Source organism: Hyphomicrobium facile (assembly GCF_900116175.1).
Taxonomy (GTDB): Bacteria; Pseudomonadota; Alphaproteobacteria; order Rhizobiales; family Hyphomicrobiaceae; genus Hyphomicrobium_B; species Hyphomicrobium_B facile.
In genome coordinates, this window is record NZ_FPCH01000005.1 from 191456 (window position 1) to 210289 (window position 18834).

At 61.9% G+C, this 18834-nt stretch carries 17 protein-coding genes and 1 tRNA gene; 8 read left to right on the plus strand and 10 right to left on the minus strand.

Annotation, left to right across the window (positions count from 1 at the left end):
* Window positions 1–133: 133 nt before the first annotated feature.
* The 4 genes from BM399_RS20440 to rpiA form a co-directional block, all read right to left on the minus strand.
* The gene (locus BM399_RS20440; protein ID WP_092869640.1) at window positions 134–889 is read right to left on the minus strand and encodes an SDR family NAD(P)-dependent oxidoreductase; all 756 of its coding nucleotides are present in this window, start codon (window positions 887–889) and stop codon (window positions 134–136) included.
* Window positions 890–977: 88 nt separating this feature from the next.
* Window positions 978–2357 (minus strand): glutathione-disulfide reductase, encoded by a 1380-nt coding sequence (gor, locus tag BM399_RS20445; RefSeq protein WP_092869641.1) that lies wholly within the window; start codon window positions 2355–2357, stop codon window positions 978–980.
* A gap of 18 nt (window positions 2358–2375) precedes the next feature.
* Complete coding sequence (locus BM399_RS20450; protein WP_092869642.1) at window positions 2376–2867, minus strand: DUF2059 domain-containing protein; 492 nt, start codon at window positions 2865–2867, stop codon at window positions 2376–2378.
* A 2-nt stretch (window positions 2868–2869) separates the two neighbouring features.
* Window positions 2870–3592, minus strand: coding sequence for a ribose-5-phosphate isomerase RpiA (gene rpiA / locus BM399_RS20455; RefSeq protein ID WP_092869643.1), 723 nt, complete (start codon window positions 3590–3592; stop codon window positions 2870–2872).
* 158 nt (window positions 3593–3750) lie between these two features.
* Here rpiA and BM399_RS20460 point away from each other — a divergent pair, with 158 nt between their 5' ends.
* Window positions 3751–4458: an HAD family hydrolase gene (locus BM399_RS20460; RefSeq protein WP_092869725.1), complete on the plus strand. Its 708-nt coding sequence runs from the start codon at window positions 3751–3753 to the stop codon at window positions 4456–4458.
* Here BM399_RS20460 and BM399_RS20465 read toward each other — a convergent pair.
* A complete protein-coding gene (locus tag BM399_RS20465) occupies window positions 4424–4801 on the minus strand; it encodes a DsrE family protein (RefSeq protein WP_092869644.1) in 378 nt (125 codons plus the stop codon). The two genes, BM399_RS20460 and BM399_RS20465, sit on opposite strands and share 35 nt — an antisense overlap.
* An 82-nt stretch (window positions 4802–4883) precedes the next feature.
* Complete coding sequence (locus BM399_RS20470) at window positions 4884–7163, minus strand: efflux RND transporter permease subunit (RefSeq protein ID WP_425284110.1); 2280 nt, start codon at window positions 7161–7163, stop codon at window positions 4884–4886.
* Window positions 7164–7495: 332 nt separating this feature from the next.
* Between BM399_RS20470 and BM399_RS20475 the strand changes: the two genes are divergently transcribed.
* The 4 genes from BM399_RS20475 (at window position 7496) to msrA (ending at window position 9949) form a co-directional block, all read left to right on the plus strand.
* A complete protein-coding gene (locus tag BM399_RS20475; protein ID WP_092869646.1) occupies window positions 7496–8017 on the plus strand; it encodes a hypothetical protein in 522 nt (173 codons plus the stop codon).
* Window positions 8018–8097: 80 nt separating this feature from the next.
* Window positions 8098–8172, plus strand: a tRNA-Val gene (locus BM399_RS20480).
* 177 nt (window positions 8173–8349) lie between these two features.
* The gene (locus BM399_RS20485) at window positions 8350–8898 is read left to right on the plus strand and encodes a BPSL1445 family SYLF domain-containing lipoprotein (protein ID WP_092869647.1); all 549 of its coding nucleotides are present in this window, start codon (window positions 8350–8352) and stop codon (window positions 8896–8898) included.
* A gap of 307 nt (window positions 8899–9205) precedes the next feature.
* Window positions 9206–9949, plus strand: coding sequence for a peptide-methionine (S)-S-oxide reductase MsrA (msrA, locus tag BM399_RS20490; RefSeq protein WP_092869648.1), 744 nt, complete (start codon window positions 9206–9208; stop codon window positions 9947–9949).
* 109 nt (window positions 9950–10058) lie between these two features.
* Here the strand turns inward: msrA and BM399_RS20495 are convergent, their stop codons facing one another.
* The 3 genes from BM399_RS20495 to BM399_RS20505 form a co-directional block, all read right to left on the minus strand.
* Complete coding sequence (locus BM399_RS20495; RefSeq protein ID WP_092869649.1) at window positions 10059–11237, minus strand: type III PLP-dependent enzyme domain-containing protein; 1179 nt, start codon at window positions 11235–11237, stop codon at window positions 10059–10061.
* A gap of 280 nt (window positions 11238–11517) precedes the next feature.
* Window positions 11518–13812 carry a DUF4384 domain-containing protein gene (locus tag BM399_RS20500; RefSeq protein ID WP_244531413.1) on the minus strand — a complete coding sequence of 765 codons (2295 nt, stop codon included), beginning with the start codon at window positions 13810–13812 and terminating at the stop codon, window positions 11518–11520.
* 609 nt (window positions 13813–14421) lie between these two features.
* Window positions 14422–15678, minus strand: coding sequence for a threonine ammonia-lyase (locus BM399_RS20505; RefSeq protein WP_092869651.1), 1257 nt, complete (start codon window positions 15676–15678; stop codon window positions 14422–14424).
* Window positions 15679–15892: 214 nt separating this feature from the next.
* On the opposite strand from BM399_RS20505, the gene BM399_RS20510 reads away from it, so the two are divergent.
* Window positions 15893–16555, plus strand: a complete 663-nt coding sequence (locus tag BM399_RS20510; protein WP_092869652.1) for a hypothetical protein — start codon at window positions 15893–15895, stop codon at window positions 16553–16555.
* A gap of 169 nt (window positions 16556–16724) precedes the next feature.
* Window positions 16725–17606: an NAD(P)-dependent oxidoreductase gene (locus BM399_RS20515; protein ID WP_092869726.1), complete on the plus strand. Its 882-nt coding sequence runs from the start codon at window positions 16725–16727 to the stop codon at window positions 17604–17606.
* A gap of 99 nt (window positions 17607–17705) precedes the next feature.
* On the opposite strand, the gene BM399_RS20520 is transcribed toward BM399_RS20515, so the two are convergent.
* Window positions 17706–18203 carry an Lrp/AsnC family transcriptional regulator gene (locus BM399_RS20520; RefSeq protein ID WP_177228233.1) on the minus strand — a complete coding sequence of 166 codons (498 nt, stop codon included), beginning with the start codon at window positions 18201–18203 and terminating at the stop codon, window positions 17706–17708.
* A 196-nt stretch (window positions 18204–18399) separates the two neighbouring features.
* Between BM399_RS20520 and BM399_RS20525 the strand changes: the two genes are divergently transcribed.
* On the plus strand, window positions 18400–18831 hold the full coding sequence (locus BM399_RS20525; protein WP_092869654.1) for a protein tyrosine phosphatase family protein: 432 nt from the start codon (window positions 18400–18402) through the stop codon (window positions 18829–18831).
* Window positions 18832–18834: the final 3 nt, after the last annotated feature.

Consider the following 18834-nt stretch of genomic DNA (forward strand, 5'->3'; position numbering starts at 1 on the left):
TAACTCCTGAAGAGCACATATTGGGCGCGTACCCAGGGGCCGCGCCTTCAATTGCTCTGTGGCATATTATCTCGGGGCTTATAGGAGATATCCGCGGCCCGCGCTAGCGCCAGAGTGACCTGCCTTTAAGCGCTCAGAGTCCGGCAGACATGCCGCCGTCGACGGCCAGTTCCGAGCCAGTGCAATATAGGCTGTCGTCGGAGGCAAAAAAGACCGCGGCTCCGGTCATGTCTTCGGGGCGGCCGAGGCGGCCCATCGGCGTCTTATCGATCAGGGCCTTCTTGACCGGCGGTAGCTTCAAGAGGCGATCGGTAATGCCGGTTTCGACATAACCCGGCGCGACGGAATTCACGCGGACGTTAAAGGGGGCGTATTCGACCGCGAGGCCCTTGGTCAAGGCCGTGATCGCGCCCTTGGTCGCCGTGTAGGCCGCAAGCGGACGCAGGCCCCGGTTCGCCATGATGGACGAGATATTGATGATCGACGGCGCCTTCGACTTCCGCAGCAGCGGCAGCCCGTCGCGCGAAAGCCTCAGTATCGCATCGAGGTTGACCTCACGTAGCTTCGCCCAATCGGAATCCGACAACTGACGAATTTCGCCGCGAACGAGAATGCCGGCGTTATTCACGAGGATGTCTGCGTATCCATGCGCCTTCTCGACATTCCGGAGGAGCGCCGTCGTATCCTGCCCCTTTGAGACATCGACGAGCATCGCGGTTGCGGCGCCGCCCTTCGACTTGATGTGGCGAACCGCCTCTTCCGCGGTTTCGCCATTGATATCGGTGACCCAGACATGCGCGCCTTCGACGGCAAAGCGCTCGGCGATGGCTCGCCCGATGCCGCCGCCCGAGCCCGTTACGATGGCGATCTTTCCGCTGAGCCGCGTCATGTGTTCCCTCTGGTCGTGGCGCCCGGCTCGTCATGAAGCCGTCTCGTCGTGAAGTGGGGCGAAGCCATACGGCGGGGCCAACCCGCGATCAACCGGCAGCTTCGCCAGGTGCGATCCATTTTTCGCGAAGTGTGACCAGTTCCTCTGCGGCGGATGGATGCAAGGCCATCGTCTGGTCGAAATCCGCCTTGCAGGCGCGCAGGCGGACGGCAACTGCCGCCATCTGCACGATTTCGGCCGCATCCGGCCCGAAGACGTGGACGCCGACGACGCGGTCCGTTGCGCCCTCGACAACAATCTTCACGAGCATTTTCTCGTCGCGGCCGGCCACGATGGCCTTCATCGGCCGGAAGCTCCCTTTGTAGATATGGACGTCGGCGTATTGGGCGCGGGCTTCCTGCTCGGTGTAGCCGACGGTGCCGATCTCGGGCGTCGAGAAGACGGCGGTCGGGATCGTTGTGTAATCGACCATCCACGGCTTCTTGCCGAATAGGGTGTCGGCGAACGCGTGGCCTTCGCGGATCGCGACCGGCGTCAGGTTCACGCGATTGGTGACGTCGCCGACGGCGTAGATCGACGGCACCGACGTTTGCGAGGCGTTGTCGACGACAATGGCGCCTACGGGATCGAGATGAACGCCGAGGGCTTCGAGGCCGAGATTCTTCGTGTTGGGAGAACGGCCGATAGCGAACATGATCTGATCGGCTTCGAGCGTCTCGCCTCCCGTGATCGTGCCGGCGAGACCCGATGCCGTCTTCGCGATCTTCGTGAACACTTGCCCGTTGATGATGCGGATGCCGCGTGCCGTCATTGCGGCAGCGAGCCCGTCGCGCAAATCCTCGTCGAAGCCGCGAAGGAATTTGTCGCCGCGATAGATCAGCGTCACCTCGGAGCCGAGGCCATGGAAGATCGAGGCGAACTCGACGGCGATGTAGCCGCCGCCCGCGATGACGATGCGGCGCGGCAGTTCTTTCAGATTGAACGCTTCGTTGGACGTGATGACGTGCTCGACGCCCGGGAGCTTCGGATCGATGTTGGGGTGTCCACCGGTCGCCACCAGAATTGTCTTCGCAGTGACGATCCGCCCCGACGTCGCGAGGCGAACTTCATTGGCCGAGACGAGTGTTGCCCTTTCGGCGAAAACCTCCACTTTGAATTTTTGCAGCGTGGCGCGATAGGCGGCTTCGAGGCGCGATATTTCCTTGTCTTTCGCGCGTATCAGGGACGGCCAATCGAACGTCTCGCTGACGGTCCAGCCAAAGCCCTTGGCGTCTTCGAAGTCATCGGCGAAGCGGCTGGCGTAGACGAGGAGCTTCTTGGGAACGCAACCGCGGATGACGCAGGTGCCGCCGACCCGATATTCCTCGGCGATGGCGACCTTTGCGCCGTAGCTTGCCGCAATGCGGGCAGCCCTGACGCCACCGGAGCCAGCGCCGATGACGAAGAGATCAAAATCAAAGTTTCTCATGGCGCGGTCTGATGTGAACTATTTCTGATCGGCGGGCGGCGGTGTTGCGCCAGCCCTCATCTCGTCGGCGATCTTGCTTGAGTATTTCATGCCGATCTCGGCGCCCTTCCGCATCAGCTCAGGCGTTTTCTGGATGAACTTGGCGCCTGGGCCCGAGCGATAGAAATCGGTGACAGCTTTCAATTCTTCGGCCGTGAACGTCTCGGCGTAAAGGTTGGCGCAATCGGTGATCAACTGCTCCTGATAGTCGAGGAGCTTCTTCATGCCCTCATCGAATTGCTCGGAACGCTTTTTACCAGCTTCCGATGCGTCGGCACCGACGCCTTGGGCGAAGCCGTGCGTCATGGCTTCGATCATGCCGGCCATCTGCTTCTTTACGCCGGTCACTTCGAGCAGTTCGCGCGCGGCGGCGACGCGCGCGGGATCGGGAGGCGGCGTGGCATCATCCGCGAACGCTGCAGTCGTGAAGCAGATAAGGCACAAAGCAGCTATTCGCAGGGCTTGCCCCATGATCAGAAGTCCTCTTCGAAATCGGTTTCAATGCCGGACAGCACTTCAACGCCTTTTGGCCCGGCAATGATCCCGACGTCTGCAATTCCTATGAACAAGCCGGATTCGACGACGCCCGGCACCAGCTTCAGAGCGTCGTCCAAGGCTTCCGGATCGTCAATCAAGCCGAAGGCGCAATCGAGAATATGATTGCCGTTGTCGGTTACGAATGGCTTGCCGTCCGTGCCAACGCGCAGCTTTACCTCGCCTTCGCACCCGCAATCGGCTGCAAGCTTGACGATCAAGTTCTGTGTCGCCCCCAGTCCGAACGGGACGACTTCGAGCGGCAGCGGGAAGAGGCCGAGATTTTCGACGCGCTTTGAGTTGTCGGCGATGATGACGACGCGATCGGAGGCGACGGCCACGATCTTTTCCCGGAGGAGTGCACCGCCGCCGCCCTTGATGAGCCGCAGGTCCGAATCAATTTCGTCGGCGCCGTCGATCGTCAAATCGAGTTCCGGCGTCTCGTCGAGCGTCGTCAGCGGGATGCCCAGCGCCGCCGCCTGAGCGCGCGTCGCTTCCGATGTCGGCACGCAAACGACCTTGAGGCCGCTTTTCACTTTGGCGCCGAGAAGATCGACGAATTTTGCTGCTGTCGAGCCCGTGCCGAGGCCGAGCTTCATACCGTCTTCAACGTACGTCAGCGCCTGTTCGGCGGCTTGTCGCTTCCAATCGTCAGTGCTCATTACGGCCTCAAGCTTTTGCAAAAATCGCGCCCTCCGCGCGGGACCTCTCTAGGCTCCGGATGCGGCTCTTTCAAGCCAGCCATCCGAGCGAGCCGTCGTGACGCCGTGACAGGGCCGCCTGAGATGAATACGCTACTTTGAAAATGCGAGGAGAATTCATGCAGGGCTGGACCATCGTCTTCGATCTTGACGGGACGCTCATCGATACGGCTCCCGACCTCGCCGAAGCGACGAATCACGTGCTCGCGACGCTCGGTCTCGACCGCATCAACGAACTCGAAATTCGCCCGTTCGTCGGACACGGGGCGCTGGCGATGATCGAGGGGGCGGTGAAAGCCCATGGCCGGAAGCTGTCGGAGCGGGAGCTGCACGACCTCTTCGAGGTCTTCATCGTCTATTATTCCGCACACATCGCGGACTATAGCGTCCCCTATCCGCACGTCATCGCGACGCTCGAGGGGCTTAAGGCCCGCGGCGCCACGCTCGCGGTCTGCACGAACAAGATGGAAGCGCAAGCGCGCGCCGTTCTGGAGACGATGAAGCTCGACCACTATTTTTCGGCTTTGACCGGCCGCGATAGCCTCGGCGCCTATAAGCCCGATCCGCGGCACCTGACGGGCACCATAGCGCTGGCGGGTGGGCGGCCAGAGACCAGCATCATGATCGGCGACAGCGAGACGGACATCAAGACGGCGAAAGCCGCTTCGATCCCGGTCGTTGCGGTCAGCTTCGGCTACAGCGTCGATCCCGTTGCGTCGTTCGGGCCCGACGCCATCATCGACGACTACCGGCACCTGCCGCGCGCGATCGAGACGTTTCTCGGCAGTGCCGTCAGTATGTCAGAACCCGGCAGTCGCTCGACATGATTTCCTCGATGAAATGCGCGGCGCCGATGACGCCGCTGCATTCGGGGATCACGTCTTCCTTGCGCATGGCGCAGACATCGAGCCCGGGCGAGAAGCAGAAGAACCTGACGCCTGCGGCGTGCGCTTCCTTGATGAAATCATAAATCGAACGGGCTTCGTCGGGTTTCAGCCGGATGCTGCCGGCAACGCCGGTTTTCAGAAGCGTCGCGGCGGTACCCGTGCAGATGACCTCGACGTGATAGTCCATTCCGGCGGCGACGGACGCCTGGAAGAGCGGTGCACTCAAGCTCTCGCCGCTTCGCGGATCGGCGTTCGCCAGGACGATAATGAGCTTCTGCGGCATCGCTGCCCCTCGCTCCGCTGAGGATGAGGGACACACTACGCCCGCGAGGACGCCTGCTGCAACCTTGCGGCAACCCGCTTCGTCAAACGTCGTGGCCGCTGATGTAACGGCGATAGACGAGAATCGTCGCGGGCAAGAACACGAGATCGGCGACGAGTGACGCGAGAAGCGTCACGCCGCAGACGAGGCCGAAGAGCCGAAGCGACGGCAGCTCGGAGAAAATCGTCACGCCGAGGCCAAAGGCGAGCACGATCGTCGTCAGGATGATCGCGGGGCCGACGAGCACGCGGGCGTTGCGGATCGCAACCTCGGGAGCGACGCCCGGCTTTTCCTCCAATCGCAGGCGATTGAGGAAGTGAATGAGCGCGTCGACGCCCAATCCGAACACCACGATCAGCGCGACGACGGACGAGAACTCGAGGCCTCCTCCGAGAAACCACAGCATCGCTCCCGTCGTGACGACCGGGAAAAGGCCGGGTAGAAGGCTGATGACGCCGACAAAGAAGGAGCGGAAGGCGATGGCGAGCAGCACTGCGGCGATAAGCACGCAAATCGGGATGCTTTCATCGAGCTGCGTGATCATGCGGTGGCTGTTGCGGGCGGCGATCGCCGGCAGTCCCGTCACTGATATTTCATAGGCCGGATAGGCTTTGCGGACCGGATCAAGCGCCTCGTCGACCTTATGGACGAGCGGCAGAATCTGGCTGGCGTCGACGTCCGGCAAACGGCCGGTGACGAGCACCGCGTCCTGCTCCTTGGCGATGAAGCGGCGGACGAGATGATCGGGAAGCAGATTGACGTATTTCTTCACCGTTTCGACGTTGTCGTCGCCGTTTTCGCGCAGCCAGCGCCTGAGGCTTTCGAGCGACCAGACGTTGCCGAGGCCGGCCGCCTTCTCAAGCGCGAGGTGCGTCTCCTCGATGACTTTGAGCGTGCCCGGATCGTAGAGGCTGGCGCCGTTCTTCCATTGGATCATGACGTGGAAGGGATTGGCGCCGGTCAGCTTGGAGTCGATGCGGCCGGTCGCTGCGAGCGCCTGCTCGCGGTCGGGCACCTGATCGGCGAGCCGGTAGCGCGGCTCAAGTTGCAGATGGAGCGAGGCGAAATAGATGAAAAGCCCAACTCCAAGGAGCGTGTAGAGGACCGAGTGCTTGATGACGCGATCGACGATGGCGCCGACGAACGTGCCAAGCGCGTCCATCATACCGTCGGCGGGCGCGTGATCGCGCGCCAACGTCTTTTCATTGCGGATGAACAGCAGACCCAGGATCGGCAGGACGACGATTACGGCCACGAAGGAGATGCAAACCGCCATGGCGCCGGCTTCTCCGAACGTGCGGATGAGGCCCGATTCGGACAATAGAAGAGCGAGGAACGCCAGAAGCGTCGCGCCATGCGCCAGTACGCATGCGGGACCGACGACGTTCACTGCGAACGTGACGGCCTGAAGCTTGGTATCCCCCTCGCGCAGCCGGATGCGAATGGCGGACACCATCTGCATGCTGTCGGCGAAGCCCATCACCAGGATGAGCGGCGTCATCACGTTCAGGAAGAGATTGAGCTTGAAGTTGAACCAGCCGAGCAGGCCCAGCGACCAGCAGACCGCGATGACGGGCGGCAGCGCGGCGACGAGCATCAGCGACACGCGCCGGAAGAACAGTGCCGCGATGGCCGCGCCGAACAACAGGCCGAGGCCGTTATAGACGATCTGATCGCGCTCGACGGCGTTGCGGATTTCGAGTTGCATCACCGGTGCGCCGGCGAGCTTCACGCTGAGACCGGCGGGTTCCAGATCTTCCTTCGCGGTCTTCTCGATGTCGCCGATGACGGTTTTGGCGGATTTCTCGGCGACCTCATCACGATTGAGCGAGAGGACGATCAGCGCAAGCTGGCCGTCTTCCGACAGGAACTTGCCCTTGACGATGTCGTTCGATTTCAGCGCGTCCATGATCTGGTCGAAGGCCGGGCCTTCGGGCAGCTCATCCGGGACGATGGGCGGCGCGTATCCCGTGGGATCGGGCTTGCCGCGGGCCGAGAGCATCGAGACGATGCCGTTGACGCCGTCGGCCAGCTGCAGATCGGCGGCCGCGGATGCGAAGGCCTTCAGGCCATCGTGGGTGAGAAGGTTCTTGCCTTCGACGACGACCAGCACATCGTATTCGCTGGAAGGGAAGCGGCGGTCGATCTCTTCGTAGGTATGGAATTCCGGCGTATTCGTGCGGAACAGCTCAGAGAGGCTGTCGTCCACTTTCAAGCGCGTCAGCCCGGTGACCGCAGCGGCGGTGATGAGCAGGACGATAATGGCGGCAAGGATCGGCGCCTTGATGCCAATGAGGCCGAGCTTGTTCAAGCCCAACGACATCAGATGCGGGCGTTGCGGCTCCGTTGGCTTCAAAGCATCCTCCCCAACGACTTCGATCTAAGAAGCCGCCCTGGCGCCCCCTGCAATCGTGCGTTTGTTTGCGGGAGACATCGCATTTTGCTGGGGTTGGGTGCAAGGACTACATCGCATGGAACGCAGCGGTAAATGAGCAGTCAACAAGCGTGCGCCGGCATTGCCGACAACTTTGGCTAGAGATGCGCGTTAAAGGGGACGCGAATCACACCGGTTGCGCAAACTCTCCTTGCTTCAAGTCCGCGGGTTGTGGAACAGCCTCATGCTCATCCCCCATCGGCTTCGATCCAGGATCTTCGATGCTCAGAACCTCGCCGCTTCCGACTATCGCCACCCTATTCTTCGCCGCAATCGCCTTGGCCTTCGCGGGAGTGCCGAGTGCCTTCGCGTTGAAAAAGGCGGTCGTCGGGCCCGTCGCGCTCGAGGTGGCGGACGATTTCAAAGAGGTTGCGGGCGCTGAAACGCCGACCATCCACCAGGATGCTTCGGGCATCACAGTCGAAGTCTCAGAGCTTCCGCCGGAAGCGCTGGAGGAATTCAGGGGACAGCCGTTCCTCGATTTTCTCGCGAGCCTCAAATATACGAACGCCGCGTACGCCCCCGGTGCGCTGGACCGGCGGGACACCTACAGCTACGTCCTGGCCGATGCTGTCGGGGCCAAGGGGCCTGAGTCGCGGTTCCTGCTGATTCTCGGCGATGCCAAACGGGCCGCCATCATCACCGCCTACGCGCCGAAGAGCGAGATCGACAACGGCCACGCGACCCGCGCCGCGATAGAGGCGATCCTGTCGAGCGCTGCTGTCCTTCCGGCGAAGCGCTGAGGCGCCGAGCGCGGGACGCGCGGCGATCCTGACAGCTTGACAGTGCCATGCGACGCCTCGCATATGGGCCATCCCAAAACGGGCGGTTAGCTCAGCGGTAGAGCACACGCTTCACACGCGTGGGGTCATAGGTTCAATCCCTATACCGCCCACCATCCTTAACGCTTCGCATATTGAACCACGTGTCCACTCTTTCGCGTGCGCGAAGGGAGACGCGCGTGGTCTAATCGTACCATTGAAAGCCATTTATCGCGATTTCGCCACATTCCGCGCAAATTCGGCCATCAATCGCGGTCACTAAGGTCAACCGGGGTGGTTCGAGGGAGAACACTATGTCTATCAGGGGAATAAGCGTCGCGTTGTTGGCGCTGTGTGCCATCGTCATGGCTACACCAGAGAGCCGTGCGGCATCCGCGCACGAGATCGATGGCAGCGTGCACGAAACGCTCGAGAGATTTTTCTACAAGGTCGGCGGCGCGCGTGACCTTGCGAACAAGGCTGCCGGTATTCTCGTTTTTCCGTCCATCGTGAAAGCCGGCTTTGGCTTCGGCGGCGAATACGGCGAAGGCGCGCTTCTCGTCCATGGACGTAACGCCGGTTATTATAACACGATCTCGGCCTCGTTCGGCTTTCAGCTCGGTGTGCAGGAGCGGTCCGTCATCATTGCGTTCATGACGCCCGAAGCCCTCGATCAGTTTCGGCGCACGGCCGGATGGAAGGTCGGGGTCGACGGCTCCGTCGCCATCATCACCGTCGGCGTCGGCGGCTCGATCGATACCAACAAGATCACGAGCCCTGTCGTCGGCTTCATCCTCGATCCGAAGGGCTTGATGTACAATCTCACGCTCGAGGGATCGAAGATCTCGCGCATTTCAAAGTAAGTCCGGTTCTCAGGGCTTTGGCTGGGCTGTTCCGCAGGGAACAGCCCGGTCAGCCCGATAAGTGCTGTGCTGCCCCCGTTCACGAAGGGGCACGTATGCAAAAATCATTTTTGAAGGGCCGCGCATTTGGCGCTGCCGTTATCGTGTTGGCCGGCATTGCAAGCGGCGTGGCACGGATTGATCATTTCGAATTCCGGATCCGATCCCGGGCGGTAACGAAGCCCGTAGATCCAGCGTACACGCCGTAACGTAGTCATTTTGCAGCGAGCCCCGCATCAGCGCAGCCCTACTGCCGGAGCGACCCCCTATGGCACTGAACAGCAAATCGTTTTCGAAGCCAGACCGCTGGTTCTTTTCGCTCACCCTCGCCGGCGCGATCCTCGGTGTCCTATCATTTTTGAGCGGATCGCGGCTCGTCGCTGAGGAAGGCGTGCCTATCCCGGCGCCGGTTGTCGATGAGCGCCCGGCGGCGGATGCCGGTTTGGAGACAACGGTGCTGGCCGGCGGCTGCTTCTGGGGCGTCCAAGGCGTGTTCCAGCACGTCGAAGGCGTGGCCGGCGCGACGTCCGGCTATACCGGCGGCAAGCGGGAAGACGCGCACTACAATGTCGTCGGCACGGGCGATACGGGGCACGCCGAGTCCGTTCAAATCAAATTCGATCCCAAGAGGATCAGCTACGGGAAGCTTCTGCAGATCTATTTCTCGGTCGCGCACGATCCGACATTGCTCAATCGCCAGGGACCCGACACGGGGACGCAATACCGGTCGACGATTTTCCCGCAGACGCCGGAGCAGGGCAAAATCGCGGAGGCGTATATCGCGCAGCTCGGAAACGCTCACGTCTTTCCGGGGAAGATTGCGACGACGGTGGAATCCGGCCGCACGTTCTATGCAGCCGAGGACTATCATCAGAATTTTCTGACGCTCAATCCGACCTATCCGTACATCGCGATCAACGACATGCCGAAGGTCGAGAACCTGAAGAAGCTTTTCCCGGAAAACTATCGGGCCGCGCCGGTGCTGGTCGTGACCGCGAAGCCGACGAATTGAAGCTGGACGTCATGCCGACGAGGGTCGGCATCCGGGCAAGACTCTGGCTTGGACGGATCCCGGCCTGCGCCGGGATGACGTTTTGCGAGATGCCTCGAACGCCGCGCTCTTAAGCGTTGCGCACCATCGGCTCGAGGTCTTCGGTATAGATCGAATACATCGGCTCATCCTGCAGGATGACGTCGGTGTATTCACCGTAACCGTTGAAGCGTGTCGCCATGGCGCGCGCGTAGGCACCGAGATTGCCGATCTCAATGTAGTCGCCTTCGCGGACGGACGCGGGCAGCATGAACGGCCCTTTCATGTGATCGATCGAGTCGCACGTCGGTCCCCAGAACTCGAACGGCTCCAGCGGCTCGTTCGGATCGAGGCCCGGACGGATCAAGCGCACGGGGAAGATCAAGTCCAGATGGGCGCTGTCGAACAGCGCGCCGTAAGAGCCGTCGTTGATGAACAGCTGGTTGCCGGGCTTCCTGAGATCGACTTTCACGATCAAGCTCTCTGCCTCGGCCACGAGCGCCCTGCCCGGTTCGCAGATCAGGCGGCAGTGCTCGGTCACCGGCATCTTCGCCATCGACGATTTGATCACGTCGATGAAGTCGGAAAGCCGGGCCGGCACACTGTCGGTGTAGCGAGACGGGAAGCCGCCGCCGATGTCGATCGCGTCGACGACGACGCCGGCTTTCACGATGTGCTTTTTGACTTCCTCGAACGCCATTGCGTAGGCGTCGGGGGTCGTCGTCTGCGAGCCGACGTGGAATGTAATGCCTAGCTCGTCGGCGACTTGACGCGTCTTGATGAGCAGGCGCTGCGCGCGCTGGCCCGTGATCCCGAATTTATGCTCGAGAGGCATGCGGCTGTTTTTCGCCGGCACCGAGATGCGGACGAACAGCTCGAGGTCTTTCGCGCCCTCGGTCTCCTCGACGATCTTCTGCAGCTCGTCCTCGCTGTCGAGGGCAAAGCACTTGATGTCGTAGTCGAAGTACGCGCGCCGGATGGCGTAGCGGGATTTGACCGGATGCATGAAGTGGAGCCGCACGCCCGGAATGGTCGCGGCGTCTTCGAGTTCGGCGACGGAGGCGACGTCGAACTGCTTGATCCCCGCGCCGAAGAGAGCGCCGATGAGAAACACGGAGCTGTTCGCCTTGTAGGCGTAGGCCACCTCGCCCGGAAAATTCTTGATGAACCAGCGGGCCGCACGGCCGGCTGCATGGGGCCGAGCTGCGAAGACCGGAAGATCCGGCTTCATCTCGGTCACCATTTCGAGGGCGGTGGCAAACTTCTCCATCGCGAAAGAACCTCCTGCGGAAGACCTATCCGGTTTCGCTCGCGGCAGCCGAGCAATGTCGGCTCTGGATGCTATATTGAAGGGGTGCATTTAGGTATCTCGGCCCCCGCTGTAAAGCCTTTCGGAACCCAAACGCTCTCCATGGTTGCTGGATTCTCGCTCCGTGGCGAGGGACTGCCGCGAATGACGCACCTTGCGATGCCTTTTGGCACCTCTCACGCGCGACAGATGTCAGTTTGATGAAGGTCTTGATGAAGGTTCGGCGAACGCGAATCGCCGGCTAGCTGCGCCCGAGAACGAGAATCGCTCGTCCGTCCCTCAGAGACTTCTCGCTCGCCACGTCCGGCCGCGGTGCCGGGATGCGTTCGCCGCGATCCTGCTGGCGACGAAGGGCGCCCGATCGCGCGATACGGGCGCGCTCGGCCTTTTCCGGATTCGTCCGCATCTCCCAATCGGTGACGAGCGTGTCCTGGAGGAAATTCTCCCAATTGCCGAGAACCGTGAAACGCTGCCGTTCGAAATCATGCTCGATGCCGACAGGCGGCGTCGCGCTCGTCGAACAGCGTCCGAGGATCGTTTCGCTGCCTTCGGCCTTGTAGCGCAACTGAAACGGCGCGTCGGAGGGCGGGATGCTGACGGCTTCACCCGCGGTGATGAGGTTGTCGCTTTGGAAGTCGCTCGGGAAGAGTACCGTCGCGACGCCCGCTCCATCGACGCTGATGACGGTCAGGTAGCATTCGTTGTCGGCCTCGGCCTTGATCGTCACGAGGTCGCCCGGCGCCGGCCGCGGTTTGTCGAACCACATCGTCAGCCCGATCTCCGACTTGACGTCGCGCAGGAAGCCCGCCGACGCCGTGGTTTGGACCGGCGCATCCGTGCCTTTCAGAAGCGAAAAGAGGTGCTCAAGCTCATTGCGGGAGAGCACGCCATGCAAGAGGCGGCGTGCGAGCGGCGCGGCCGCGCCCTTCGCATCGGCCAGCTCCTTCAGAAATTCCGGGCGTTCAAGACCTGTCTCGCCCAGCGCCACCTCGAAGTCGGCGCCCTCGCGATAGCGGCGCGCCAAGCCAGTGACCAGTTCGTCGCCGTGCACTCTCGCGTCGAGATCAATACCTGCGGACTTGGCGGCGGCGCGATAGCGATCCCATCCGCCGAGCATCAACAACGCATTTTCACTGTCGGTGCCAAAGAGCGGCAGAGCGGCACGACGGTCGGGCGTCATCGGTCCCGCGGCGATATCGACTGGACCAGCGGCGCGGAAATCATCCTTGGCTTGCACCAATCCGTCCGTGTGGCACGCAAAGCAATTGGCGCCGGCTTTCGTTACCGGTTCGACGGCATCGGCCTCGACACCGGCGTAGGGCTTTTCGATTCCCGGCAACGCGCGGTCGACGCGATTGCCTGCGGCATCGAAAAGCGCGAATGCGTAAAACCCGTTCGGAAGCGCGAAGAGCGCGCGTATCTGATCGGGCCTGAAGGGCTGCTTCGCCTTCATCGCCGATTTCGGACCTTGCGGGTGCTCGAAGACATTCTGCTCGCCGGTGCTCGTCGCGAAGTCGTAGGCGAGCCAGAGACCGGCCGGCTTTCCTGGGTGCCTTTCGATCAGCCGGTTGCCACGCGTCACGGCGCTTTCCCCGATTGCAATGCGGCGCACCGAGCCCGCTCGAATGTTCGCATCGAGGTCGGTTCCGTTCATTGTCCCGAGGTCGGCGAGCTTAGCGGGAAGCCCGAGCAGCGCGTAATAGAGCGGCGTTTCTCCGGCTGCGGCTGCGAGCCAATCGCCGTTGACCACGACCGCCGGGCTGTCGGCGGTTTTCACGACGTCCGGCGCGACGACGTGCAGGAGAGCCGGAGGATATGCCTTTTCGATCAGCTTCCAGCGCGCGTCATCCCAGCCGTAATCGGCGAGGCGGAAGGAGAACATCGTGCCCGCGTCGTCGAGCGGCGTCAGCTTTACCGGCTCAGGCGCCCACGACAGACTGTTCATCAGCTTGTTGAGCGCTTTGCCGTAAGCCGTCATTTCGGCAGCGGTGGCGCACGAGTTGTAGAGATGGACGAGCGAGACGAACCGCACGTCCTTGCCTTGATCGCGTTCGAGGTGCTGGGCCTCTCGCATCAGCTTATCGATCGCAGCCGGGCGCACGGGCTGGCGCGACGGGCAGCTCTGCACGGCGGGGGCAAGATCCTTGATCCACCGGCGAACGGCTTGGATGTCGTCCGGCGTCGGCTCAGGCTTCGCGTCAGGGCCAGTGAAAATTTCGAGCGGCGCATGGCGCGTTTCGAAAACGTCGTAGAGACGCGACGCGTCCGGAAGACCGGGCTTCACCAGAACCGGATCGCGCGCGTGGTCATCGATCGCCAGAATGTTCGCGAGGCCGCCTGATGGGAGGGGGCGCTCCAGCTTGCCAGCTTGGTGACAGCGGGCGCAGTGGGTCTCCAGCACGCCATAGGCCTTCGCGGCGCGCGGCTCGTCGGGACGGGCCGGTACCGAAACGGCCGCGTTCTTCGTGGCGTTGGGGCTCACCTCTGCGAAGCTGAGATTGCTTGCGAGCGCCAAGCCGAGGAGGCTCGCGATCACGCATGCAGAATTTGTCAGGTGTCTCAACCGCACGTCCTTGGGGCCCCCGCCCGTGTCTTTTTCGTGTCCGCCGCTCCCTAGCGGCTTTCTTGTCCGCCGCTCCCTAGCGGCCGGGCGCGGCACCATCGTGGCGTGGGCTCACGAGTCGCCGCAGCGTGCCGTCGTTAACAGAGATGAAGAATTCGTTAAATCGCTGAAGTGCGAGTTAGGCATTCGGAGACTTCAAAATCGACCCGAAATCAAAGATCGGTTACAAAGATCTTACTTCAATCAATCAAACAGGCGCAGGCAGTTAAACGATGGACCTCAAGGCAGCAAGGGATCGGAATTCGCCAGCCGACCGCTTAGCTTTAGCGACCATGATGATCTGCTTCCTTGCGACCGGAGCACTCTTGATCACGACGCTTGCCCGTACGCCCCACGCTCAAGTTCGAGACGCAAAGATCCCAAGCACCACCACGACGAAGTAGTCACTTGCCTATCTGACTTTCCCTTCGATCCTGACTTTCTAGATCCGATTGGGCCCCTCGCCATCAAGCGCGGGGCCCTTTTTCATTCGTGCTCGACTTGCCTGCTCGATTGGCCTGCTCGCCTGAGCAGGCTCGTCCCTCAAGGCGTGCCGGCGCCTGTGCTTTTCACAATCACCACGTAGCCGCCGGCCTTGAGCTCAGCCACGACCTGCTCGAGGTGTCTTCTGTCGCGCGTCTCGATGACGAGATTGAGCTCGGTGCCCTTCGCCGGCACGTCGGTGAAAACGCGCTGGTGGTAGACTTCGACGACGTTCGCACCGGCTTTGCCGATAATTCCGGAAACCCTGGCGAGCTGGCCGGGACGATCGGGAATATCGATGGCGAGGCGCGAGAGGCGTCCGTCGCGCGCGAGTTCGCGTGTCAGCACGCTCGCGAGCAGCCGCGTATCGATGTTGCCGCCGCAGAGCACCAAACCGATTTTCTTGCCCTTATAAAGCCTGTTGGCTCCGATGAGCGCCGCCAATCCAGCGGCGCCCGCGCCTTCGACGACGGTCTTCTCGATCGTTATCAGCAGTGAGACGGCGCGCTCGATGTCGACTTCCGAGACCAGGAGAATATCGTCGACGAGGGTCTCGATGATCTGCTGCGTGAGGCTTCCCGGAGCCGTGACCGCGATGCCTTCCGCAAGCGTATCACCACCGACGGGCAGATGCGATTTTTTCACCGCGTTGAGCATCGACGGATAAAGCTGCGCCTCGACGCCGACGACCTTGATGTTCGGGTTGATCGCTTTCGCAGCGATCGCCATGCCCGAGATCAAGCCGCCACCGCCGATCGGCACGATCAGCACGTCGAGATCGGGGGCGGCTGCGAGCATTTCGAGCGCCACCGTCCCCTGGCCCGCGATGATCGCGGGGTCGTTGTAGGGGTGAACGAAGGTCATTCCGCGTTCAGCGCCGTAGCCGACGGCAAAGCCGTAGGCTTCCTCGAGGCTCTGGCCTTCGAGAATGACGTTCGCGCCGTGGCTGCGGGTGTTTTCGACTTTGATCGTCGGCGTCCAGGCCGGCATGATGATTGTCGCGGGGATGCCAAGGCGATGGGCATGGTAGGCGACGCCTTGCGCGTGATTGCCGGCCGACATCGCGATCACACCATTTTGGCGCTCTGCCGGGGACAGCGAGAGCAGCTTGTTCAGCGCGCCTCGCTCTTTATAGGACGCGGTGAACTGCAGATTTTCGAATTTCAGCCAAATCTCGGCATTGAGCAGCGCGCCGAGCGTCCGGCTCTGCTCGAAGCGAGTCGGGATCACCGCGCCCCGAATGGCGTCGGCGGCGCGGACAATGTCGTCATAGCCGACGGCAAGCTCAGGCGGATGAAACGTCGCTAATTTGGTCATTATCTTCCGGCAGGTTTGATGAGTTTTGCAGGTCTTATCACACTCGTTATCACACTGGCAGGCGGTTCGCCCTCAGCGCTTTTTTCGAAGCCTTTCAGCGCGCGGTGAGCCGAGGCCGAGGCGTTATACCGTTCAGCGTCCGCTCAGGTAGGCTCCCTTTCAATTGCGGGCGCAGAATTCAATATGTCTGTGACTTCTGCTGCGGAGATATTGCATGGCTGCCCTGCCCGCGAAGACGGTTTTTGCCGTAGCCGTCATTCTTGCCGCCGTTCTCACAGCAAACCCATCACTTGCCGATCCCGCCGGCTCGAACACAGCGCAGACGGGGCGCAGATTCGAGTACGGCCCCTATGGCTCGCCAAACAACTCCCCTGGCGGCGGCCATGCATTCCCGCAAAACAACGCCGTTGATCCGGCTGGCAACGACGATGGCGGCGCGGCCGAAAGGCCGTCTACCGACGATAGGAGCGAGGCGCCCGCTTTTCGGGACGACTACCCCGGCCGGGACGGGCGTGGAAATGCTCACTCGGGCGCAGACGACAATGACGATGATGCGGACCGGGCTCCGGTCGATGCCGCCGGACCTGCGCCGGGCGACGACTACCGCGAACTGTCTCGCGTCGAAGTCCGCGCCAGTGCGCCCGACAGCAACGTTCCCTACGAGATCCGCGAGCACGATGCGCGGAGTGCGGCCATCGAAGCGTGGCGCAGCAAGGTCGCGGATCGCTTCGGCCCCGAGTTTGCACATTGGCGCACCGCCGCCGACAAACACGTCGACTGCACGCCCGACGCCCGCGAGGGTCTCGTCTGCATCGCGAGCGGGGTGCCTGTGCGCGGATTTGACCGGTACGGACGATGGCACCGCGAAGGCCAATAGTACGCCCTCGCGATCGCTTCACTACGGCCGCGAACGATCACTGTTGATCATCTCCGTCAATCATCTCTGTTGATTTCGGGACTTCTTTTTGCCATCAGCCGCAGAGGTCGAGCCGCGCTCCCCGTGGGCCACTCGCCCCGGTCGATTGGCGTAGATGGGAAATCACAACATGGCGAAGGTTGCGTGGCTGGGGCTCGGTGTCATGGGCTATCCCATGGCGGGTTATCTGAAAACGCGCGGCGGCCACGACGTCGTCGTCTACAATCGCACGTCTGCCAAGGCCGAGAAGTGGAAAGAGCAGTTCGGCGGAACCGTCGCGGCGACGCCAGCGGACGCGGCGCGCGATTGCGATGCCGTATTCGCCTGCGTCGGCAACGACAACGACGTGCGGAGCGTCACGATCGGGCCGGACGGCGCTTTCTCAACGATGCGGCCCGGCGCGATTTACATCGATCACACGACGGCTTCGGCGAAGGTCGCGCGCGAATTGTCGGAGATCGCATACACGAGGGGATTCAAATTTCTCGATTGCCCGGTATCGGGCGGACAGTCCGGTGCGGAGAACGGAACGCTGACAGTGATGGCGGGCGGCGACGAAGCTGCTTTTGCAACCGCCGAGCCCCTGATCGCGAACTTCGCACGCAGCGTTCGGCTTCTCGGCCCGTCGGGATCGGGACAACTCGCGAAGATGGCGAACCAGATCGCGATCGCGGGGCTCGTGCAGGGCTTAGCCGAATCCATTCATTTCGCTGAGTGTGCCGGGCTCGACATAAAAGCGTTGATCGAAACGATCTCGAAAGGCGCGGCGCAGTCCTGGCAGATGGACAATCGTTGGCAGACGATGCACGCGCGCAAGTTCGACTTCGGCTTTGCCGTCGACTGGATGCGGAAGGATCTCGCGATCTGCTTCGACGAGGCTCAGTCGAACGGCGCCGATCTGACGGTTACGAAACTCGTCGATCGATTTTACGCCGAGGTTCAGGAACTCGGCGGGCGCCGCTGGGATACATCGAGCCTCATCGCCCGGCTCGACGCGAAAAAAGAAACCTGAGAAAGCTCGCGCGCGACTCCCCACTCGGGAGCCGGCCGCACAAGAGTCTTGGTTGCCCCGTGCGACTCCCCTCCGGGGAGCCGGCCGCACGCGGATTCGTCAGGCCTCTGCCCGCTCGCTCTTCGACGAGCGTTCGGTGATCGCGAACTGCAGCGGCAATGCGGTCGTATACTTGATCTGCTCCATCGCAAAAGCGGATGAGACCTTGGCGATGTCGACGCGGGAAATGAGCTTCTTATAGAATGCGTCGTAGGCAGCGATGTCGGGGACCGCGACGCGGAGCAGATAATCGATGTCTCCCGACATGCGGTAGAATTCGACGACCTCGGGAAATTCGGCGACGGCTTCGTGGAACTTCTCGAGCCAACTGAGCGAATGCTTATCCGTTTTGATGGAGACGAAGACCATCACTCCCGCGTTCACCTGCTGCGCATCCAGGATCGCGACGCGGCGCTGGATGACGCCCGATTCCTCGAGTTTTTGAACGCGGCGCCAGCACGGTGTGGTCGATAAGCCGACCTCCTTGCCGATGTCGGCTACCGGGCGAGTACAGTCCTGCTGGAGAATTCGCAGGATCTTGACGTCCATTTCATCCAACATTCGGCCGCCCTTCGATCAGGAAACATGATTTTGCGTAATCTGCGATTTTGAAATTAATATTTTCTAATTTGCCGGTGTCAATGAGAGAATTAGCATTTTTTTTCGTTTGAACGACATTCTATCTTGATCGGGCCAGGTGTCTCCCACATGTATTGTGCTTCCCCTTGGCAATAACGGTACTTGGATTTTCACGATGCCCCCCATCAGGCCCATCTCTGACAGCGTCGCCATTAGCGGTTGGCTGGACGAAGAGGACTTCGCGGAGGTCAAGTCGCTTGGCTTCGACAAAGTCATCAACTTCCGCCCGGACAACGAGGCTCGCGACCAGATTCCGAGCGCTGAAGCCGAAGCCGCCGCCCACCGCTCGGGCCTCGACTACGTGCAGATCCCGGTTACGCGGCAGGACCTCTTCAAGGACGATGTCGTCGAGCTCGCAGCGAAGGAATTCGCATCGGGCGGGCGCACGCTGGCCTATTGCGCGTCCGGCCAACGGGCCGCCATTGTCTGGGCTGCTGCGACGGCGCGATCTCATCCCGTCGACGAAGTTCTTTCCACGGTTGGGGCCGGCGGCTTCGACCTCCGTCTCATCCGCGACGATCTCGAGGCGCAGGCCCATCGCGGGTAAACG

What these genes read in the sequence shown, in the direction of transcription:
- msrA (WP_092869648.1), top strand. Translation starts at nt 9,206, where the DNA reads ATGGCACTGAACAGCAAATCGTTTTCGAAGCCAGACCGCTGGTTCTTT.
- BM399_RS20450 (WP_092869642.1), bottom strand. Translation starts at nt 2,867, where the DNA reads ATGGGGCAAGCCCTGCGAATAGCTGCTTTGTGCCTTATCTGCTTCACG.
- BM399_RS20485 (WP_092869647.1), top strand. Translation starts at nt 8,350, where the DNA reads ATGTCTATCAGGGGAATAAGCGTCGCGTTGTTGGCGCTGTGTGCCATC.
- BM399_RS20505 (WP_092869651.1), bottom strand. Translation starts at nt 15,678, where the DNA reads ATGACCAAATTAGCGACGTTTCATCCGCCTGAGCTTGCCGTCGGCTAT.
- BM399_RS20525 (WP_092869654.1), top strand. Translation starts at nt 18,400, where the DNA reads ATGCCCCCCATCAGGCCCATCTCTGACAGCGTCGCCATTAGCGGTTGG.
- BM399_RS20460 (WP_092869725.1), top strand. Translation starts at nt 3,751, where the DNA reads ATGCAGGGCTGGACCATCGTCTTCGATCTTGACGGGACGCTCATCGAT.
- BM399_RS20465 (WP_092869644.1), bottom strand. Translation starts at nt 4,801, where the DNA reads ATGCCGCAGAAGCTCATTATCGTCCTGGCGAACGCCGATCCGCGAAGC.
- BM399_RS20495 (WP_092869649.1), bottom strand. Translation starts at nt 11,237, where the DNA reads ATGGAGAAGTTTGCCACCGCCCTCGAAATGGTGACCGAGATGAAGCCG.
- BM399_RS20470 (WP_425284110.1), bottom strand. Translation starts at nt 7,163, where the DNA reads ATGTCGTTGGGCTTGAACAAGCTCGGCCTCATTGGCATCAAGGCGCCG.
- BM399_RS20510 (WP_092869652.1), top strand. Translation starts at nt 15,893, where the DNA reads ATGGCTGCCCTGCCCGCGAAGACGGTTTTTGCCGTAGCCGTCATTCTT.
- BM399_RS20440 (WP_092869640.1), bottom strand. Translation starts at nt 889, where the DNA reads ATGACGCGGCTCAGCGGAAAGATCGCCATCGTAACGGGCTCGGGCGGC.
- BM399_RS20475 (WP_092869646.1), top strand. Translation starts at nt 7,496, where the DNA reads ATGCTCAGAACCTCGCCGCTTCCGACTATCGCCACCCTATTCTTCGCC.
- rpiA (WP_092869643.1), bottom strand. Translation starts at nt 3,592, where the DNA reads ATGAGCACTGACGATTGGAAGCGACAAGCCGCCGAACAGGCGCTGACG.
- gor (WP_092869641.1), bottom strand. Translation starts at nt 2,357, where the DNA reads ATGAGAAACTTTGATTTTGATCTCTTCGTCATCGGCGCTGGCTCCGGT.
- BM399_RS20515 (WP_092869726.1), top strand. Translation starts at nt 16,725, where the DNA reads ATGGCGAAGGTTGCGTGGCTGGGGCTCGGTGTCATGGGCTATCCCATG.